The organism is Streptomyces sp. NRRL S-118, from assembly GCF_000716335.1.
Taxonomy (GTDB): Bacteria; Actinomycetota; Actinomycetes; order Streptomycetales; family Streptomycetaceae; genus Streptomyces.
This window is the reverse complement of the sequence record NZ_KL591028.1, coordinates 183,781-204,218: the sequence shown is the minus strand read 5'-3', so window position 1 is coordinate 204,218 and position 20,438 is coordinate 183,781. Positions and strand designations below refer to the sequence as shown.

The window sequence follows — 20,438 nt, the reverse complement described above, 5'->3', positions numbered from 1 at the left end:
GCCACCCCCGCCGCCCCCTCGCCCTGTGGCGCCTGCCCGGCGACTTCGAGGCCACCCGCGCCGTGCACTACGCCGCGATCCGCCAGCCGCTGAACCCGCGGGCATTCATCGCGGACCTGAAGAAGCGCATGGCCGCGGGCCTGGACCAGCTGTCCCGCGCGCTCATGGACGGCAGCGCGGGCCGGGTGAAGGTCACCACCCGCAAGGGCGAGCCGTGGATCACCGTGCCGAAGCTGGAACCGCTGGCCGAGCCCACCGGCCTGGCGACCCTCAAGGAGGAGGTCGCACGCCGCTGGGGCGTCCTGGACCTCCTGGACGTGCTGAAGAACGCCGACTTCCTCACCGGCTTCACCGAGGAGTTCTCCTCGGTGGCCGCCTACGAGCGCATCGAGCGTGACGTCCTCCAGCGCCGCCTGCTGCTGGCCCTCTTCGCACTGGGCACGAACATGGGCATCCGCGCGATCGCCGCGACCGGCGAGCACGGCGAGAGCGAGGCCGCGCTGCGGCCCGTGCGGCGGCACTTCATCACTGTCGACAACCTGCGGGCCGCCGTCACCAGGCTGGTGAACTCCACCTTCACCGCCCGAGACACCGCATGGTGGGGCCGCGGCACCGCGTGCGCGTCGGACTCGAAGAAGTTCGGGTCCTGGTCCTCGGGCGGCAACGGCGTGATGATCTACTGGCACGTCGAGCGGAAAACGTCTGCATCTACTCCCAGCTCAAGAGCTGTTCGTCGTCCGAGGTCGCGGCGATGATCGAGGGCCTGCTGCGGCACTGCACGGACGCCGAGATCGAGTCGAACTACGTCGACACGCACGGCGCGAGCGTGGTCGGGTTCGCCTTCACCGAACTGCTCAACCTCTGTCTGCTGCCCAGGCTGAAGAACATCGGCAGCATCCGCCTGTACCGCCCGGACGACGCCCCGCCCGGCTGGCCGGCCCTCGGCGCTTCGCTGACGCGGCCGATCCGCTGGGAGCTGATCGAGCAGCAGTACGACCAGATGGTGAAGTACGCGACCGCGCTCCGGCTGGGGACGGCGGAGGCGGAGCAGGTGCTGCGGCGCTTCACCCGTGGTGGCCCCAAGCACCCCACCTACCAGCTCTCGAAGAGCTTGGCAGGGCCGTGCGCACGATCTTCGCGTGCGACTGCCTGGCCAGCCGCGGCCTGCGCCGGGAGATCCACGGCGGGCTCCAGGTCGTGGAGAACTGGAACAGCGCGAACACCGTGCTCCACTACGGCAAGGACGGCGCCCCGACCGGCCCGGACAAGGAGCACGCCGAGACCTCGATGCTCGCCCTGCACCTGCTCCAGTCCGCGCTCGTCCACGTCAACACCCTGCTGGTGCAGCAGGTCCTGGTCGAACCGGCCTGGGCGAAGAAGCTGAGCGACGAGGACCGGCGTGGCCTGACCGCGCTGTTCTGGTCCAACGTCAACCCGTACGGCACCTTCCGCCTGGACATGGAAAGGCGCCTCGACCTGGGGTCGGAATCCACTGTGCCCCGCCCGCGCACCCCGGCGGCGGTCGCCGACCGCTCGCGGATGGAGAAGCGATGAACGATTTCAGGGACTTTACCGACCCTGGATGAACGTGGCTGCGTGGCGGGCGTTCGACCTGATGCGCGCCTGCGCAGCACGGGACCGTGGCGCGATCGTTGAGCACCTCGCGCACCTCATGTCCAGGCGTGGGCTGGCTGGGAGCCCCGGCCAGCCCACCGGGGCATCAGGCCGCCAGAGCTTCTCGGAGCGTTGAGGGCTTGAGTCCGAAGGTGTCGCGGATATCGCTGTCGTCCACGAGGAACGGACGCTCGGACATGTAGCTCATCTCGGCGAACTCCCGCCACAGTGGATCGGTGAACGACAGCAGCGTCATATCCCGTTCGGTGAGCGGCTCCAACCGCGGTTCGGGCGCTCCGTGGAGTTCGGCGAGGCCGGTCGCGGCCTGACGCAGGGTCGTGGTGATGACCGGGGCGTGCCAGGCCCGTCCCCAGGCCCGTTCGTCGCCGCTGACTGCCACCAGCGCCGCTGCGACGTCCTTGGTGTACGAGAACGAATGCGCCGCATCGGGATTGCCGTGGACGAGAGCCAGTTCCCCCTCGCGGACCCGGGGCGCGACCAGCAGGGTGAACGCCGAGACCGCGCCCGGGCCCAGGTACTGGCCGGCCCGCACTTCGGTGACCCGCAGTCGCCCCGCGTCGTGGGCCTCCTTGGCCTGCCGCCACAGCTCGGCCCTCACCCGGCCCTTTCGGGTGTGCGGGGCCATCGGGGTGCGCTCGGTGACCGGCCCGGTGGTCTGCTGATAGCCGTAGTGGTTGCCGAGCATCACGTAGTCGGCCCCGGCCCGCTCGGTCGCGGCGAGGATCGAAGCGAACAGCGGCGGCATGGTCTCCGGCCAGGTCTGGTAGGCGGTCATGGCGGCGTTGAAGACCGTGGTCGCTCCGGCCAGTGCCTCGGCCAGCTCTTCAGTGCGGCCCGCATCCAGGGCGATCCGCTCGATACCGGAATGATCAGGACCACTGCCACTGCGAGTGATGAGGCGGACCCGCTTGCCGCTGTCAGCCAGTTGCCTGGCGGTCGCGACCCCGGTCGCGCCTGCCCCGATGACGACTGATTCATCCATGGCGTTGACTCCGTTTTCCCTCAAGATGGAACGCTTCCCCGAAGGGGAAACGCGGTTCGCGGGGGCCCGACCGCTCGCTCAACTGTGCCGTGCGGACGCACGGTAAGATCAGTGGCCTGAAAGCCACGAGATCCAAGGATCTGGCCATGCATCGTGTCGCCGTCCTGGCCGTCCCTGCGGTCAAGCCCTTCGACCTGTCCATGCCGTCGGCGCTGCTCGGCGCCGCCGAACCCGGTGGACGCCCCGGCTATGAGGTGACGGTGTGCACCGCCATGCCCGGTGCGGTCGCCGCCTCGGGTGGTATCGAAGTGGTGATTCGGCACGGCCTTGAGGTGGTTGCGGCGGCGGACACGGTGATCGTTCCCTCGACCGCCAGTCGGCACTACGCAGAGTCGGCCGTGCTGGACGCCTTGCGGGAGGCGGCCGCCGCGGGCAAGCGCGTTGCCTCGATCTGTAGCGGTGCCTTCGTCCTCGCCCAGGCCGGGCTCCTCGACGGCCGTGTTGCCACCACCCACTGGGCTCTGGCCGAGGAACTACAGCGCGCCTTCCCCGCAGTGCGGGTGGATGCCGACCGGTTGTTCGCCGAGGACGGGCGGATCGTCACCGGTGCGGGCTCGGCCGCCGGGATCGACCTGTGTCTGCACCTGATCAGTTCCGACTATGGAGCGGCCGTGGCCAACGCGGCGGCCCGCGCCGCCGTCGTCACCCCAGTGCGCCACGGCGGGCAAGCGCAGTTCGTGCAGACCCCACTGCCGGCCAGGACCGACTCCCCACTGGACGCTGCCCGCATCTGGGCACTGCAACATCTGGACCAGCCGATCTCCCTGCACGACCTTGCCGGCCAGGCCAAGGTCAGTGTGCGGACCCTGACCCGCCGCTTCACCACCGAGACCGGTGTGACCCCGTTCCAATGGCTGCTCCAGCAGCGACTGCTGCGGGCCCGCGAGCTGCTGGAGACCACCGATCTCACCGTCGACCATGTGGCCAGCCGCAGCGGCCTCGGCTCCGGCGAGTCGCTCCGCCAGCACCTGAGCCGCCAGATCGGCATGACCCCGGCCGCTTACCGGAGCGCCTTCGCCCACCGCGACCAGCACTTTCACAACAGGCCCTACCTTGATCTTTAAAGGCCGCCGTGAAGCTCGCTGGGGGAGATCCGCTCCTCCGGCGTCGCCGCCACCCTCGTCGTCCACGAGCACAAACGCCTCGGCCGCGGCATCGAACTCGCCATGCTCGCCGAGGAGCTGAAGGCGAGCGATGTCGGCCTGGAGTTCCTCGCCGGAGAACTGAAGGGCTCGCACGACCCCTCCGGCATCGTGTTCACCGTGCTCGCGGCCATGTCCGGCATGGAGCGCGAGTACATCCGCGACCGCACTCTCGAAGGCCACGAGAGCGCGCGGAAGCGCGGCAAGACCATCGGCGGCGCCGAGGTGACCGACGACGACATGCTGTCCATGGCCCTCCACCTGCGCGACCAGGAGATGAGCCTGCGCGACATCGCCAAGCCCCTCGTCATCACCAGCGACGCGAAGAGGGGCCAGCGCCCCTCGCCCGCCACCGTTATGCGGATGCTGCGCGAATACGATGAACAGGTCGCGACAGCGGCGGGGGCTTGATCATCCGGCTTAGTTTGCGGCTGGTGTCTGAGCTAGGACTCCAGGGCCTTGACGGCGTCACCTGCCCGCAGTCCGGCGACTGCCGGAGCGGCCGAGCGGCCCGCGCCACCGTGCCGGTGCGCTACCGGGGCGCTGCCGAGCCGGTCCTCCGGCCTCAGCCCACCACTTCTTCACGAGCACGCCGATCGTCGACCGGTCGGCTCGTCGACGGGGGTCGGCTGAAGAGGCCCTGCGCTTGCACCGGCAGGCGGTGGAGCCGGTGCCGTGCAAGTGGGGCAACCGGTACGAGGAAGCGCCGGCTCCCGGGGCATGGCGGCCCTGCTCCACGATGGGGATCCGGCGGACGAGTACCGCGTGGTGGCGCGGGCCGTCCTCGGGAGGCCGGCCGCCGGGCTCACCGGTCGGCCCACCGCGGGCTCCTCTCCCCGTGCTGGGAGGATGATCTCGACCGTACGCAAACAGGGGTGGAAACATGGTTGTTCTCGTACTGGCCGGCGTCCTGGCGCTGGCCGTCGGCGGATGCGCGTGTGTGGTGTGGGCGGAGCGCGGCGGGCCCCGCTGGGTCCGTGTCGCGGCGGCCGTGACGCTCACGGCGGGCGAGCTGCTGCGCCGCTCGGGAAAGCGGGGGCGCGGGAGCACGAACCACACCACCGACGGCGGCGAGTAGCAACCACGGTGCCGCCGCCCGGCCGGGCGCGGACGGAGCTCACCCGGCGGTGTCGTTCTCATCGTCCGCCCGGCCCGACCCGCCGTTGCACGCGGCGGCGCCCACCTATGACGGACTGAGCCGCCGCGCGCGGCCGGTGCCACCACCGACGCCCCTTCCACGGGGGTCGGACGGATGCCGGACCGGTCGCCGACGCCCTGCGGATACCGGCCGACGCCGCCTCCCGGGAACACGTCCATCACTGTCGGACACAGGTTTCCGGCGGCATCACCTCCCACGTGGGAACGGTCCTGTTGCCGTCGGCCGTCCGGATAAACCACGCGGCAAGCAAGATCACTTCATCGAGGTAATCCCGTGGCCGCAGGGGGGCGATCGAGGCGTTCCGGCCGCTACTGTTCCGGAGGATCTGGATGGGTTCCCAAAATTTTATCCCCCATATCCTCTTTCTTTTCTTTTCTTCTCTTTCACCGGTTGGCACGCGCGCAGGCCGATCACCGCCCCTTGCGAAGGAGAGCTCGCCCGATGACCGTCGATACCAGCCCGGAAGCTCAACTGGAGCGGCCGCCCCGGCAGTCCAGTCTGAGCACCGCGGCTGCGCGCACCCTGGCCACCACGACCAAGTCCGCTCCGCAGATGCAGGAGATCACCTCCCGCTGGCTGCTGCGGATGCTTCCCTGGGTGGAGACCAAGGGCGGTACGTACCGGGTCAACCGCCGGCTGAGCCACACCGTCGGCGACGGGCGCATCGAGTTCGTGCAGGACGGTGCGGCCGTCCGTGTGATCCCCCGCGAGCTCGGCGAACTGGCCCTGCTCCGCGGGTTCGACGACGAGGACGCGTTGACGGCGATCGCCGGCCGGTGCGTCCAGCGCGACTTCCGCGCCGGCGAGGTCCTGGCCGAGCGTGGCGCCCCCGCCGGGCAGATCCACCTGATCGCCCACGGCCGGATCACCCGGACCTCCGTGGGCGAGTACGGCGACGAGATCGTCGTCGCCGTACTCGCCGACGGCGACCGGTTCGGCGAGAACGCCCTTCTGGACGCCGACGCCAGGTGGGACTGCACCGCCACCGCCGAGACCGCCGGCACCCTGCTCACCCTGTCCCGCGCCGACTTCGCCGCCGTGCAGTCCGCAGCGCCGGGCCTGCGAGCCCACGTCGAGCGGTTCAGCGCGCTGCGCCTGCAGCGTCAGAACCGGCACGGCGAGGCCGAGATCGCGATGTCGGCCGGTCATACCGGCGAAACCGAGCTGCCCGGTGCCTTCGTCGACTACGAGCTCAACCCGCGCGAGTACGAACTGTCCGTGGCGCAGACCGTTCTGCGGGTCCACACGAGGGTCGCCGACCTCTACAACGGGCCGATGAACCAGACCGAGGAGCAACTCAGGCTCACCGTCGAGGCGCTGCGCGAGCGCCAGGAGGACGAGCTGATCAACAACCGGGAGTTCGGGCTGCTCCACAATGCCGCCTTCAAGCAGCGGATCCAGCCGCACTCGGGCCCGCCGACCCCGGACGACCTCGACGAGCTGCTCTGCCGCCGGCGCGGCACGAGGTTCTTCCTCGCCCACCCCAGGGCGATCGCGGCGATCGGTCGTGAGTGGAACGCCCGCGGAATCCACCCCGACCCCGTGGAGGTCGGTGGACAGCGCGTCCCGGCGTGGCGCGGGGTGCCGATCCTGCCCTGCGACAAGATTCCCGTCAGCGAGGAGAGCACCAGTTCGATCCTCGCCATGCGCACCGGCGAGGACGACCAGGGCGTCATCGGCCTGCGCCAGACCGGGCTGCCCGAGGAGTACGAACCGGGCCTCTCGGTGCGCTTCATGGGGATCAACGAGCAGGCGATCATGTCGTACCTCGTCACCACCTACTACTCCGCCGCGATTCTGGTGCCCGACGCTCTCGGTGTGCTGGAGAACGTGCAGATCGGCCGCGGGCGCGACTAGAGGACCCGTCCGACGGCCACGACGGTCCGGACCCTCCCGGCAGGGCGAGCACGCCCGGGATCCGGGACAGCCCACCCCTTCACCAAGGAGCTACGGATGCCCGATCCTGGGCCTTCCCCTCTGCAGTCGAGCCTGCCCGACGCCGTCTCCCGCTTCGGGGAGCACGTGCTGGACCAGGCCCTCACCCGCGCCATCGGCGTCGAGGCCTCCGTCGACGCCCGGCCCTCCATGCCTCCCCTGCCGGGCCCGCCCTCCGTGCCCGTGCCTGCCACCGCGGGGGGCGCACCCGCGGACACACCGGCAGACGTGCCCGTTCGCGTGCCCGGCCACGGCTCCAGCGACGGCCCGAGCGGCGACCTGATCGCCGAACCCTTGCGGAAGGGCACCGCTGCGGCGGGGCAGCCGAATCCCGTCCTGGAGCGGATTCTGCGTGGCCCCAGTGGTCTGGGAACGGCGGGCCTGCACCTGTTCCGGCGCGAGACGCGACCGGCGGCACCCGGGGCGGGCGGGGCACCGGCGGAGGGCACGCCGATCCCGGGCCTCTACCACCACCCGGTGCCGGAGCCCGACGCGGGACGCGTGGCGGAGATCAGCCGCAGGATCAAGGAATGGGCGGTGGACGAGGTCCAGGCGGTCCCCCCGGAGTGGGAGGACCAGTTCGACGGCTTCTCCGTCGGCCGCTACATGGTCGCCTGCCACCCGGACGCGCCCACCGTCGACCACGTGATGGTCGCCACGCGGCTGATGGTCGCCGAGAACGCCGTCGACGACTGCTACTGCGAGGACCACGGCGGTTCACCCGTCGGCCTCGGCAGTCGGCTCCTGCTGGCGCACACCGCTCTGGACCCCTTGCACACGACGAAGGAGTACGAGCCGGGGTGGGCGGATTCGCTCCACTCCGACGCCCCCCGGCGCGCCTACCGCTCCGCCATGGAGTACTTCCTCCAGGTGGCCACCGCGTCCCAGGCCGACCGGTTCCGGCACGACATGGCCCGTCTGCACATGGGATACCTCGCCGAGGCCGCATGGGCCGAGACGGATCACGTTCCCGAGGTGTGGGAGTACCTGGCGATGCGCCAGTTCAACAACTTCCGCCCCTGCCCCACCATCACCGACACCGTCGGCGGATACGAACTCCCGGCGGACCTGCACGCCCAGCCCGCCATGCAGCGGGTCATCGCGCTCGCCGGAAACGCGACCACCATCGTCAACGACCTGTACTCGTACACCAAGGAACTGGCGAGCCCGGGCCGCCACCTGAACCTCCCCGTGGTGATCGCCGAACGCGAGGACCTCTCCGAACGGGACGCCTACCTCAAGGCCGTCGAGGTCCACAACGACCTCATGCACGGCTTCGAAGCCGAAGCCGCCGCCCTGGCCGCCGCGTGCCCCGCACCGGGCGTGCTGCGCTTCCTGCGGGGGGTGGCCGCGTGGGTCGACGGCAACCACTACTGGCACCGGACCAACACCTACCGATACAGCCTGCCCGATTTCTGGTAAGAAGGACTTCTCTGTGACCAGCACCGAACTCACCACTGTCAAGCGCCACTCCGCGTTCGTCCCCGCCCCGGCATCTCCGTACCAGGGGGACATCGCCCGGTACTGGGACCAGGAGGCCAGGCCGGTCAACCTGCGTCTCGGCGACGTGGACGGGCTCTACCACCACCACTACGGCATCGGCGACGTCGACCATGCCGCCCTGGGTGACCCCGCCGACAGCGAGTACGAGAAGAAGCTGATCGCCGAGCTCCACCGCCTGGAGTCGGCACAGGCCGTCGTCCTCCTGGACCATCTCGGTTCCATCGGGCGGGACGACACGCTCGTGGACGCCGGCTGCGGCCGGGGTGGTTCCATGGTGATGGCCCACCAGCGCTTCGGATGCAAGGTCGAGGGTGTCACCCTGTCGGCCAAGCAGGCGGACTTCGCCAACATGCGCGCCCAGGAACTCGGCATCGACGACCACGTACGCGCCCGCGTGTGCAACATGCTCGCCATGCCCTTCGAGACCGGGCAGGCCGCGGCCTCGTGGAACAACGAGTCGAGCATGTACGTCGACCTGCACGACCTCTTCGCGGAGCACTCCCGCGTCCTCGAGGTCGGCGGCCGCTACGTGACCATCACCGGATGCTGGAACCCGCGCTACGGCCAGCCCTCGAAGTGGGTCTCGCAGATCAACGCGCACTTCGAGTGCAACATCCACTCCCGCAGGGAGTACCTGCGCGCCATGGCCGACAACCGCCTCGTACCGCAGGCCGTCATCGACCTCACGGCCGCCACCCTGCCGTACTGGGAGCTGCGGGCAACGTCTTCGCTGGTCACCGGCATCGAGGAGGCGTTCATCAACTCCTACAAGGACGGCTCCTTCCAGTACGTCCTGATCGCTGCCGACCGCGTCTGACCGACGCGCCGACCGCAAGGCCGGGGCCGGGCCCGTCCGGTGACGGGCCTGGCCTGTTCCTGTCGCCGGCCGGTTCAGCGTCGATCCGGGGCCGCGTGCCACACCGTGCCGCGTGCCTCGTACTCGAGCATTCCCTCCAGACCGATCGCGGCGTCGGCGCCGAGCTCACGGCGGACCAGCCACAGCGCGAGGTCCAAGCCGGAGGTGACCCCGCCGGCCGTGACGAGGTCGCCGTCGTCGACGACGCGGGCGTCCTTCACCACGCCACCCTGCCGTTCGAGGTCGGGACGCACCCGGTGATGGGTGGTGCAGGGCCGCCCGTTGGTCAGCCCCGCGGCGGAGAGCAGCATCACGCCCGTGCACGGCGCGCTGATGGTCAGCCCGGGGCGTACCGCAGCGGCCAGCGCCCGGGGCAGGGTGCCGCGCCGGATCTCGGCCCACACCCCCGGGTGCGGTCGCACCTCGGGCGACGGGGACACGGACGGGGCGCCGCCAGGAACGCCATACGGTCCCGCGGCGTTCGTACTCGAGGACCTCTTCGGCGAACAGCGCCGTCTGCGGGCCGTGGAACCTTTCGAGCAGCCGGGTGCCGAGGCTGCCCGGACGGGTCGCGAACGCGCAGACCTGACAGGAGACGGTCAGGTCGAAGGCCGACACTCCGTCAAGGGCGGCAATGGCAACCACGCGCATGGGCCAGAACCTACGTCACCCGCCTTGCCGCCGTGTCGGACGGCCGGTCCGCGACCGGGGCCAGGTCCGGGGCCGCTCCGGGCCCGGAACGTTGTCCGAGCCCGCTGATAGCGTGCCGCATCCGGCCGGAAAGATCATGAGAGGACGGCAGCCGTGCAGGACGTTCCGCATCACGGAATCAGCAGGCAGCACATGGCGAAGGCGCTCGACGGCATCACCGCGAGGACGCGGAACCGCTGGTACGGGATGCGCTGGGACGCCCCGTCCCAGGGGAGGTTGCGGGAGATGTGCGACGAGCTCCTCGACCATGTCGCCGCCCGCGCGAAGGAGGACCCCGCGCTCGACGCGTCGTCGCGCGCGGCACTGCGTACCGCGGCGGAGTGTTCCCTGGGCGTGCTGAGCATCGGCTGCTTCCCCGACGGCGACCAGGAGATCGACCTCCCGCTCATCGAGGAGAAGCTCAGCACCGATGACGTCGCCTTCGGCGAGCCGGAGTTCGCCCCCACGGCCGGGACATGGGCCGAGACGTTCGCGTTGTGTCTGGTCAGTGGACTGGTATGGGAGTGGCAGCGGGTGATCGGGCTGCTGCTGCGCGGTGACTTCGCGCCCGCGATCCGTGACGGCGTGCCGTATTCGAAGCTCACCTCGGCGTCGGACCCGGCGGAGCTGGCCGCGATGGACGCACTGTGCGGCTACCTGTCCGAGGCCGACGGGCATCTGCCCCGCGACTGGCCCACCGTGACCCTGCGCAAGCCCGACGCCGACGAGCGCGCCGAGGCCGCCCGGAAGATGGACGGCGCCGGCCACCTGTCGCCGGATCAGCGGCTCCTTCGCGTACTGCTCGATGACGACCAGCACGCCTTCGAGCAGGCTCTCGTGACCCGGCTCGACCAGCACCGGGAGAGCGTGGGAGCCGATCCCGCGCCCAGGACCCTGCTTCCGCTCGGCGCCCTCGGGACGGCCGCCCTCGCGGTCCAGGCGCACCAGTGGACGCTGGGCGTCCGGTCCGGCTACCTGCCGCACGGCATGCTCGGTTCCCCGGAAGCCCTGCGGCGAGCGGCGGACGCCGGCGGGAACCATCTGGGCCGATGGACCGCCAAGTAGCGCGCGGGAGGAGGCGTTGTCGCTGCTCCCGCGCCACCTCGCCGCCCGTACGGTCGCACCGGCCGCCGGCCCCACGCGGGTAGCGAGAAGTGCGGATGAGTGCGCCGGAAACACGGCCGGGTGAGCCCGCCGGGACCGAGGCCGCCTCGGTGCGCGACACGGTGGACCAGCGTGGTGGGACAGGTTGTACGCGCTGCTGAAGGTCAGTCACCGGGCTGCGTCGGCCTTCGCATTGGCACGTGCCCACCGGCCGGCGGCCTCGCGTGCCGGCCGCGGTACGGGCCCGCGGCGGTCCTTGAGCACGTGATGCACCCGGGGGCGGAGAGCTGGGCACGGAGCCCGGCTGCCGGGCCGCACCGGCAGCCCGGCCTCTTCCCGGCAGCGGCGGGACGAAAAGGCCCGCCTCCCCGGGGTGGCGGTCTTCGTGCGGACCCTCCTGAATCCTTCCGGGCCGCTCCCGCCTCTTATACGCGTACCGGTGGACGCCGGTACCGGAAACCGGAGGTTGTCGTGATCGTGGGAATCGCTGTTGCCGTCGGAGTGGTGCTGCTGTGCACCTGCAGTTACGTCGTACTGCGCGCACGAGGCCGAGCGCGTGGCTGACCCGACGTGGCCCGGCGAGCGGCTGGTCACCGCCGCGCAGCGCGGTGACGTCGAGGCGATCGGCGCGCTGATCTCGGGGTCGTACCCGAACGTGCAGCGGTTCGCCCGCTCGCTCTGCGCCACTCCCGAGGACGCCGAGGACGCGGCACAGGAGGCGCTGATCATCCTGTACCGCAAGATCGGGATGCTGCGGGCCTCCGGCGCTCTGGCGTCGTGGATGTTCCGCATCGTCCGCAACGAGTGCCTGCGGCGCGCTCGGACGGTGCTGCCGAGCCACACACCGCCGCCCGACCCGCCCGGCGGTGCCGTGCGGTCGGCGGAGGACGAGGCTCTGGAGCGCCTGGAAGCGGGCAGGGTGGCGGCGGCCGTCGCTGCTCTGCCCGCCGATCAGCGGCGGGTGCTGGTGATGCGGGACATCCAGGGCTACAGCGGGCGGATGGTCGCCGATGCGCTGGGCCTCAGTACGGCCGCGATGAAGTCGCGTCTGCACCGGGCGCGCAGTGCTGTGCGGCTCGCCGTGCGGACCGTACCGGGCTCGACTCCTGGAGGGGATGCTGATGAAGAAGCGCACTGAGGGACCTGACTTCGCGAGTTCGTCCCTGCCGCGACACCTGACCCGTGGGGCGGTCGGTTTCGGCGGGCTGATCGGATCCTTCGCGCTCCTTCCGGTGGCCGGTCCGGTCGCGCTGCTGCTGTTGCCGGTCGGCGTGCTGGCGCTGCGCGGGTGCCCGATGTGCTGGACGATCGGGCTGGTGCAGACCGTTTCGAGGGGGCGCCTGCGGCGTTCCTGCGAGGACGGCCGGTGCACGGTGGTGAGCGCCGGCGGCGGCGAGCGTGCTCCCGAGCCGGTCGCCACCCAGGCGCACTGAAGCTTCGCCGGTGTGCCGGCGCGCCCCGTGCCGACAGCAGGCACAGGCTCTCAGCCGCGGGCGCCCGAGGGCCGTGTGCGACTGAGAGCCTGGAGGCGTCGGTCTCGTTGGCCGCTGCTGTCCGTGGTCGGTCGGGCAGCGCCTCGCCCGGACTCCGACGGACTCGGACCCGGACCCCGGTCAGCCGAGTCCGAGAACGGTCAGGGCCCGCTCGGCCATGCGCCGCTCCCCGAGGGCGTTCGGGTGGACGGGGACGACGCTGTGCCCGAAGAGGAGCGGCTCGATCCACCGCGTGCCGGCGGCCTTGCAGGCGTCGTGGCCCTCGGACACGTCGGAGAAGTCCACGTAGGTCGCGCCGGTTTCCTCGGCGGCGCGCTTGATGACCGCGTTGAGGTGCGCCTGTATGCCGCGTACGTACGGCACGTCGCCGGAGGCGATCGGAAGTTTGGCGAAGCAGGAGGAGTCGGCGACGGCCGGGGTGATCCAGGGGTACCCCAGCACCGCGACCCGGGCGCCGGGCGCCTTGGCGCGGATGTTCCGCAGTGCGTTCTTGAGCGCCGGGTAGGTGTTCGCGTCGATCTTGTCGTCGAAGGAGGTGCCGTTCCTGTCCTTGCAGGGGCTGCCCTTCCCGCCACTGAGGAGGCCTGCGGAGCCGCAGGCGATGATGGCGTTGATGAAGGTGTTGTCGTCGTTGCCGCCGATCGTGAGCGTCACAAGGTCGGTGTCCGCGGTGAGGGCGTCCGTCTGCGGTGCGACGCCCGGGTACTGGGCTTCGGCGAAGTGCTTGGTCTGGGCACCGCCGCAGGTCACGTCCTTGAGGCGGGCGTCCGTCCTGGAGGCGATGACGTGGGGGTAGTTCGCCGTGGAGCGCAGGCACAGCAGGTTGGTGGGGTCCACGGGGAGGACGCCCGAGCCCGCGCTGTAGCTGTCGCCGAGGGCGACGTAGTCCAGGGGTGCGGGGGTGGCGTGTGCGGCGGGGGATCCGGCGAGGCCGAGGGTCAGCGCGCCGGCGATTACTGACGCGGCCATGACATTTCGGGCAGGCTTCGGCATGTGCTCTCTCTTCCGGGGAGCGGTGGGGGGCGGCTGGACCCGTACGGCACCCTCGCGATGGAGCGGCTCGAACCGGAGGGCGCCGACGGCCATGGACGGGCGACGGCGCACACGCCGCTGACCATGGGGTGCTGGTGCGGGATTACCGATCGGTTCTACCGCTAGGTAATGTGCGGGCGGCGTCAGGGCCGCGTCAACAATGTTGACGCAACTTCTTGAAATGCCGACGATCCATAATGCGCGGACACAGCGCCGGCACGGGCGGACGCCGCCGGGAACCCCGACGACGCCGCACCGGCGCGGCAGACCCCTGTCCTTGCCCGCGTGCTGCCGCCAGGACGGGAATCACCGACGCGCGAGGCCATCCGCTCGGCCGCTGCCCGGATCGAACCGCTGCGCAGCCGCCTCACCGGACCCGATGCCGACATCCGCGCACGCCTGGCGGCCGCCCTGCCGCGGGCCCGCTGTACGTGCTGTGGGTGGCGCGGGACGAGACCTTGCTCCGTACGGACCGCGCGGCTCTGGTGTCCTACTACGGCGCGTTGCTGCAGGGAGTCCTGACGCCCCCGGCGTAGCGGCCGCGGCGTGCGGGAGATCCGGCCCCGTGCCGCCTCGGCCGGGCCGCTGACCTTGTTAAAGTCTGGCGATGCAACCCTCGAACAGTGAAGCGAACCTCCTGGACGTCCTGCTGCGGGCGGCCGAGGAGGCGCCGGAGCAGGTCGTCGTGCACGTGCGCGGCGACGGCACCGAGCGGGCCGTCACCTTCGCCGAACTGCGGTCCGAGGCGCTGCGGGTCGCGGGCGGGCTGATCGACGCCGGGCTGTCGCCCGGCACGCCGCTGCCCCTGGTCGCGGAGCGGGGCGAGGACTTCCAGCCCATGTTCTGGGGCGCGCTGGCGGCGGGTCTGATACCCGTGCCGCTGGCCCCGGTCCGCCACCGTGTGGCGCCGGTGCACGAACACCTCGGCCGGCCCGCCCTCCTCATCGGTGGGGCAGCCGGGGAAGCGGACGAGGCGCTGCTGGGCGACCTCCCCGGGCAGGTACGCGCCCTGCGGCTCGAGAACCTCCGCAACGGCCGTCCGCCCGGGCGGCTGCCGCGTCCCCGAGCGCACGACGTCGCGTTCCTCCAGTTCTCCTCCGGCAGCACCGGTGCGCCCAAGGGCGTCGAGCTGACCCACGCGAGCGTCCTGGCCAACCTCGCGCAGATCCGCGCTGCGGCGGCGCTCACCGATGAGGACGTGGTCCTCGGCTGGATGCCCTACTTCCACGACATGGGGCTCATCGGCACGCACCTGGCGCCCATGGCCGCGCGGCTGAAGCAGGTGCGGCTGGAGCCGCTCAGCTTCGCCAAGCGCCCCGCGTTGTGGCTGGAGACGACAGCCCGGCACCGCGCGACCGTCCTCTCGGCCGCGAACTTCGCGCTGCGCCTGGCGGTGCAGCGGATTCCGGACAGCGACATCGCGGCGCTGGACCTGAGCCACGTGCGGCTGCTGCTGGTGGGTGCGGAACCCATCGGCCCCCGCGTGTGGCGGGAGTTCACGGCGAAGACCCGGCCCGCCGGGCTGGACCCGCGGGCCCCGCTCCCCGTGTACGGGCTGGCCGAGGCGACCCTCGCCGTGACGTTCCCCCCGCTCGGCGAGGTGGCCGCCCCGCTGACCCTGGACCGGGCGGCGCTCGGCAGGGGCCGCGCCGAGCCCACCGGGGCCGGCCCGCACGCCGTGGAGCTGATGGACCTGGGACGCCCCGTCCCCGGGTGCGAGGTCCGCATCACCGACGGCGCGGGCAGGCGGCTGGACGACCGGCGGGTCGGCCACGTGGAGGTGCGGGGACCCCAGCTCGGCCGGGGCTACCACCGTGACGCCGACGCGACCGCCGCCGCTTTCGCCGGGGGCTGGCTCCGCACCGGTGACCTGGGCTTCCTGAACGAGGGCCGGCTGTGCGTCACCGGCCGCTACAAGGACGTCGTCTTCGTCAACGGTCGTACGTTCCACGCTCCGGACCTGGAGGAGACCCTCGCCGGGACGCCCGGACTGCCCCCGGGCACGGTCGCGGTCGTCGGGTCCACCGAACCGGCCACCGGAGCGGAGCGCGTCGTGGGCCTCGTCCAGTGGTCCCGTCCCACACCCGCCGCCGCCCCCGTGCTGCGCGCGGCGGCCACCCGGCTGCGGGAGGCACTGGGACACGACGACGTACGGGTGCTTCCCCTGCCTCCCGGCGGCTTTCCCCGCACCACCAGCGGGAAGCTGCGGCGCGGCCTGCTGCGCGACCGCTTCGAGGCGGGGGCGTACGCGGCCGTGGAAGCGCGAGTGCGCGAGTGGCCGGTGGTGTCCGCCGACGATGCCGGCGGACCTGGCACCACGACCGGCGACGCACCCGGTGCTCCGCGTTCGCGCGGTGCCGTCGAGGAGGCCGTCCTCCGCATCTGGGCGCGGACGCTGGAGCTCCCGGCGGACGCCATCGGTCCGCACGACCGGTTCTTCGCGCTCGGTGGCTCCTCGCTCAAGGCGATGGCCGTCGTCGTCGCCGTGGAGGAGACCTTCGGCGTCTCCGTGGAGCCCCGGGCCGTGGTGGACCACGACACCGTCCCGGCCCTCGCGGGACATGTGCTGGGCCTGCTCGGTGCGCGGCCGGCAGCGGCACGAGACGGGGACGGAGGCGCGGACGCACCGGCAGCTGATTCCCCGAACGGACGAGGGTGCGCGAGCGACGTGGCGGGCGGCGATGCCGTGGCCGTCCTCTCGACGGCCTGCCGGTTCCCCGGGGCGGCGACGCCCGAAGCCTTCTGGGACCTGCTCGTGACCGGTGGCGACGTCATCTCCCGGGGGCCGCAGGGCCGCCGGGAAGCGACCCGGGGCCTCCACCGCCTCGACGGCACGGGGACCGGCGCCCCCGGCCCCGACGGCACCAGCCCGGACGACACCGGGCCCGCCGCCCCGGGCCCCGACGACTCCGGCGTTTCCCCCGCCCCCGCCACGCTCGACGCCGCCACGCTCGACCCCGCCGCGTTCGACGCGGCCTTCTTCGGCATGGACGACGAGGAGGCGCGGGCGACGGACCCCCAGGCCCGTCTCTTCCTGGAGCTGGCCCACGAGGCACTGGAGCGCGCCGGTTACGCCGGTCCGCGCCGTGCCGGCCGCAGGATCGGCGTGTTCGCGGCCGTCGGCGACAGCGGGTACCGCGAGGTCCTCGACGCGGCGGTGGACGGCGGACTCGCCGCCCACCGGGCCGCGCTCACCGGCAACCTGCCGAACCTCGTCGCCGCCCGCGTCTCGCACCTCCTGGACCTCGACGGCCCGGCCCTCGCCGTCGACACGGCGTGCTCGTCGGCGCTCGTGGCCCTCCACCTGGCGCGGCGCAGCCTCCTGTCCGGCGAGTGCGACCTCGCGGTCGTCGGCGGCGTCAACCTGCACCTGTCCCCCACCGCTTCGCGGCTGCTGGCGGGCGCAGGCGCGCTGTCACCGACCGGACGGTGCCGGCCCTTCGGTGCAGACTCCGACGGCTTCGTCCCCGGCGAAGGCGGCGGCGCCCTCGTGCTCGGCCGGCTCGGCGACGCCCGTCGCTCCGACGACCCCGTCCTCGCCCTCGTACGCGCCACGGCGGTCAACAACGACGGCCGGTCGCTGAGCCTGCTCGCGCCGAACCCACGCACGCAGTGCGAGGTGATCGCCCGCGCCTACGCCGAGTCCGGCGTCGACCCGGCGGCCGTGTCGTACGTCGAAGCGCACGGCACCGGCACCCCGGTCGGCGACCCGGTGGAAGCCCGTTCCCTCGGGGAGGCCTTTCCACCGCGGCCCGACGGGCTGCCTCGCCGGCTCGGCTCGGTGAAGGCCAACGTGGGACACCTGCTCAACGCGGCCGGGATGCCCGCCCTCCTCAAGGTCGTACTGGCGCTGGGGCACCGGCAGTTGCCGCCGGCTCCGCAGGCCGGACCGCCGGCCCCGTACCTGGAGCGTTCCGCACCCGGCTTCGCGCTGGTCGACCGGCACCAGGAGTGGCGCGCGCCCGGACCTCTCGTCGCCGGGGTCAACGCCTTCGGCTTCGGCGGGACGAACGCCCACGCGGTCCTGGAGGAAGCCCCGGCCCGGCCCGCCCTGCGCCGCTCCGGGCCCCCGGCGTCGCCCGGGGACCGCTCCGCTGCCCGCCCGGGCGGTCAGCACCTCCTGACGCTGTCGGCCCGTACCCCTTCGGCGCTGCGTACGGCGGCCGGTGAGCTCGCCGCGCACCTGCGGGCGCGTCCGGACCTGGACGAAGGGGACGTGTGCGCCACGGTCGGGTCGGCACGGGACGACCGGCCGCACCGGCTCACGCTCATCGCGGAGGGCGACCTCGCGGAACGCCTCGAAGCGTTCGCCGCCGGGCGCGGCGTCCCCGGGGCGCACGGGTCGGAGGCACGTTCCCGTCCGCGGCTGGCGTTCCTGCTGCCCGGGCAGGGGGCTGGGCAGCACGGCGTGATCAGCGGGCTGTACCGCTCGGCTCCGGTGTTCCGTGAGGTGGTGGACGAGGCGTCCTCCGTCCTCGGGCCGGTCCTCGGACGCACCCTCGCCGCATGGTGCCTGGATGCGGGAACCGGCGCTGCTGGGCCGGTCGGGACAGAGGTGGCGCAGCCCTTGCTGGTCGCATACGGCGTCGGCCTGGCGCGGCAACTGGCCGCGTGGGGAATCGCGCCCGACGCCGTGGTCGGGCACAGTGTCGGCGAGATCGCCGCCGCCTGTGTCGCGGAGGCGCTGACCCTGCCGGACGCGGTGGCTTTCGCCGCCGAACGGGGACGTCTCATGGGCGAGTTCGCCCTCCCGGGTGCCATGGCCGCGGTCAGGGCCGGTGAGGAGGAGGTCGCCGGGCTGGTGGCCGCATCGGGTGGCCGGCTGTGCGTGGCCGCCGTCAACGGGCCCGGCCACGTGGTCCTGGCAGGCCCGGCGCCCACCGTGGACGAGGCCGTCGCCGACCTCGCCGCACGCGGCGTCGCCGCGCGCCGGCTCGGCGTGTCCCACGCCTTCCATTCCCCGTTGCTGGAACCGGCCCTGGATCCCCTGGAGTGCGCCGCCAAGGCGGTGACGGCCCGCCCCGCGGCCGTGCCGCTGCTGAGCACCGTCACCGGCCGGTGGCAGCCGGAGCTGACGCCCCGTCACTGGCGGCGGCACGCCGTCCGGCCGGTCCTGTTCGGCGCCGCCGTCGCACGGCTGCTGGACGAGGGGTACGACACCTTCGTCGACCTCGGCCCGGGCGGTTCGCTCACCGGCCCCGTCCGTGCCGTCGCCGCCGGACGCGGGACGCCCTCGGACGTCGCGGTGCTGCCGGCCGTGAAGAGGGCGGAACCGGGCGCCGATCCCGGAACCCGGGACCTGCTGGAGACGGTGGGCCGGCTGTGGGCGCGGGGGGTCCGGCTGGACCGGACGGCGCTGGACACCGGCCGGTCCCGCGTGCCGGTTCCGACGTACCCCTTCGAGCGCGAACGCTTCTGGCCGGTACGCCGCACCGACGGGGCCGAGCGCCTCCGCTCCGGTCCCGGGTCTCCGCACGCCCCGTCCCGCCCGGGCCTCACCTCCGGCACGGAGTCCTCCGACGACCGGGCCGAGGCCGGCTCCGGCGCTCACACCGGCGCCCGGCCCGTACTGCACCGACCGGTCTGGCAGGACACGCCCCTCACGCCCGCGCAAGGGCCCCGGTCGGTACGGCTGGCCGGGGACACCGACTCCGCCCTGGCGCTGGCCCTCGCCGGACGGCTCGCCGGCCGCGGTGTCACGGTGCAGCGGTGCGACGGCCCGGCGCACTCCGGTGAGGCCGGCCCCTCCGGGTCGGACACGCTCGTCTGGCTGGCCGGAGAGGCTCCCGGCCTCACCGGCCCGCACGGCGCCCCGGACGGCGTGGACGCCGCCCGTCGCGCCGCCGTGGCGGCCCTTCGGGGGATCCTCGCGCTGCTCGGCCCCGACTGCGAGCGGGTGCTGGTGGTCACGCAGGACGTGCACGCGACCGGGTCCGCGCCGGAACGGCCGCGGCCCGCACAGGCCCTGCTGTACGGCTTCGCCCTGGCGCTGGCCGAGGAACACCCCGGGCTCTCCTGCCGCGCCGTCGACCTGTCGTCCTGCGACCCCGCGCACGACAGGCTCGAGGCCGTGGTGGGCGAGTTGTACGCGCAGCACGTCCCCGGTACCGCCGACCCGATCGCGTGGCGGGCGGGCCGCCGCCTGTCCCGTACGCCTCGCGGACTCGGGGCCGCCGGTGAGCGGCTCGTGTCCGGACCCGGGGACCCGTCAGTCGGCCCCGGGGACCCGTCGGCCGGACCCGGAGACCCGTCGGCCGGGGCGGGCGCCCCTTCCGCCGGAGGTGCGGCGGGCCGCGGGGGCCGGCTTCCCGCCGACGGCACGTACTTGATCACCGGGGGCGCGGGGGGCCTCGGTTCCGCGCTCGCGCGCGAGCTGGCGAGCCGTGGCACCCCGGAACTCGTCCTCACCGGGCGGGCCGCGTACCCGCCCCGGGAACTGCTGGCCGAACTGCGGGCCCTGGGCGCCCGCGCCTCGTACCGGTCGGCCGACGTGTCCGCCGGGGGCGACGTCGACGCGCTCGTCGCCGGACTGCCGCCCCTGGACGGTGTCTTCCACGCCGCCGGGACCGTGAGGCCGGGCTCGTTGCGTGCCAAGACGGACGAGGAGATCGAGCGGGCACTGTCGGCCAAGGTGCGCGGCACCGTGCTGCTCGCCGGGGCGCTGCACCGGCATGGCCACCGGCCCGCCGCGTGCGTGGTGTTCTCCTCGATCGCCTCGGTGGTGCCGGGAATGGCAGGGGCGCTCGGCGACTACGCGGCGGCCAATGCCTTCCTCGACGCCTTCGCCGCCGTGGAGCGCGCGACGGGCCGCCCGTGGCAGGCGATCGGCTTCGGGCCGGTCGCGGAC

At 72.7% G+C, this 20,438-nt stretch carries 13 protein-coding genes and 2 pseudogenes; 12 read left to right on the top strand and 3 right to left on the bottom strand.

Annotation, left to right across the window (positions count from 1 at the left end; all coding sequences use genetic code 11):
- Positions 1 to 128 precede the first annotated feature (128 nt).
- Positions 129 to 1,554: pseudogene (locus IH00_RS45570) on the top strand (Tn3 family transposase).
- A 166-nt stretch (positions 1,555 to 1,720) separates the two neighbouring features.
- On the opposite strand, the gene IH00_RS0132510 reads toward IH00_RS45570, so the two are convergent.
- Positions 1,721 to 2,617 carry an NAD-dependent epimerase/dehydratase family protein gene (locus IH00_RS0132510; RefSeq protein ID WP_031079675.1) on the bottom strand — a complete coding sequence of 299 codons (897 nt, stop codon included), beginning with the start codon at positions 2,615 to 2,617 and terminating at the stop codon, positions 1,721 to 1,723.
- Between the two features lie 146 nt (positions 2,618 to 2,763).
- Between IH00_RS0132510 and IH00_RS0132505 the strand changes: the two genes are divergently transcribed.
- The 6 genes from IH00_RS0132505 (at position 2,764) to IH00_RS0132480 (ending at position 9,233) form a co-directional block, all read left to right on the top strand.
- Complete coding sequence (locus IH00_RS0132505) at positions 2,764 to 3,741, top strand: GlxA family transcriptional regulator (protein WP_052411801.1); 978 nt, start codon at positions 2,764 to 2,766, stop codon at positions 3,739 to 3,741.
- An 18-nt stretch (positions 3,742 to 3,759) separates the two neighbouring features.
- A complete protein-coding gene (locus IH00_RS0132500) occupies positions 3,760 to 4,230 on the top strand; it encodes a recombinase family protein (RefSeq protein ID WP_324615811.1) in 471 nt (156 codons plus the stop codon).
- A 472-nt stretch (positions 4,231 to 4,702) separates the two neighbouring features.
- Positions 4,703 to 4,897: a hypothetical protein gene (locus IH00_RS0132495; RefSeq protein ID WP_031079672.1), complete on the top strand. Its 195-nt coding sequence runs from the start codon at positions 4,703 to 4,705 to the stop codon at positions 4,895 to 4,897.
- A gap of 522 nt (positions 4,898 to 5,419) precedes the next feature.
- Complete coding sequence (locus IH00_RS0132490; RefSeq protein ID WP_031079671.1) at positions 5,420 to 6,835, top strand: family 2B encapsulin nanocompartment shell protein; 1,416 nt, start codon at positions 5,420 to 5,422, stop codon at positions 6,833 to 6,835.
- 96 nt (positions 6,836 to 6,931) lie between these two features.
- Positions 6,932 to 8,335 carry a family 2 encapsulin nanocompartment cargo protein terpene cyclase gene (locus tag IH00_RS0132485; RefSeq protein WP_031079670.1) on the top strand — a complete coding sequence of 468 codons (1,404 nt, stop codon included), beginning with the start codon at positions 6,932 to 6,934 and terminating at the stop codon, positions 8,333 to 8,335.
- 13 nt (positions 8,336 to 8,348) lie between these two features.
- The gene (locus IH00_RS0132480) at positions 8,349 to 9,233 is read left to right on the top strand and encodes a geranyl diphosphate 2-C-methyltransferase (RefSeq protein ID WP_031079669.1); all 885 of its coding nucleotides are present in this window, start codon (positions 8,349 to 8,351) and stop codon (positions 9,231 to 9,233) included.
- A 74-nt stretch (positions 9,234 to 9,307) separates the two neighbouring features.
- On the opposite strand, the pseudogene IH00_RS0132475 reads toward IH00_RS0132480, so the two are convergent.
- Positions 9,308 to 9,733: pseudogene (locus tag IH00_RS0132475) on the bottom strand (DJ-1/PfpI family protein); the annotation flags it as partial.
- Between the two features lie 382 nt (positions 9,734 to 10,115).
- On the opposite strand from IH00_RS0132475, the gene IH00_RS0132470 reads away from it, so the two are divergent.
- From IH00_RS0132470 to IH00_RS0132460, 3 genes are all read left to right on the top strand, one after another.
- On the top strand, positions 10,116 to 11,027 hold the full coding sequence (locus tag IH00_RS0132470; RefSeq protein WP_420710954.1) for an immunity 49 family protein: 912 nt from the start codon (positions 10,116 to 10,118) through the stop codon (positions 11,025 to 11,027).
- A 595-nt stretch (positions 11,028 to 11,622) separates the two neighbouring features.
- Positions 11,623 to 12,204, top strand: coding sequence for an RNA polymerase sigma factor (locus tag IH00_RS0132465; protein ID WP_039947633.1), 582 nt, complete (start codon positions 11,623 to 11,625; stop codon positions 12,202 to 12,204).
- Positions 12,188 to 12,499, top strand: coding sequence for a hypothetical protein (locus IH00_RS0132460; RefSeq protein WP_107064561.1), 312 nt, complete (start codon positions 12,188 to 12,190; stop codon positions 12,497 to 12,499). The genes IH00_RS0132465 and IH00_RS0132460 overlap by 17 nt, the downstream gene beginning before the upstream one ends.
- Positions 12,500 to 12,679: 180 nt before the next feature.
- Here the strand turns inward: IH00_RS0132460 and IH00_RS0132455 are convergent, their stop codons facing one another.
- Positions 12,680 to 13,552 carry an SGNH/GDSL hydrolase family protein gene (locus tag IH00_RS0132455; RefSeq protein WP_031079664.1) on the bottom strand — a complete coding sequence of 291 codons (873 nt, stop codon included), beginning with the start codon at positions 13,550 to 13,552 and terminating at the stop codon, positions 12,680 to 12,682.
- Here IH00_RS0132455 and IH00_RS43020 point away from each other — a divergent pair, their 5' ends adjacent.
- Both IH00_RS43020 and IH00_RS0132440 read left to right on the top strand, forming a co-directional pair.
- Complete coding sequence (locus tag IH00_RS43020) at positions 13,553 to 13,717, top strand: hypothetical protein (RefSeq protein WP_158828052.1); 165 nt, start codon at positions 13,553 to 13,555, stop codon at positions 13,715 to 13,717.
- A gap of 481 nt (positions 13,718 to 14,198) precedes the next feature.
- On the top strand, positions 14,199 to 20,438 hold a 6,240-nt coding region (locus IH00_RS0132440; protein WP_031079663.1), incomplete at its 3' end, for a type I polyketide synthase.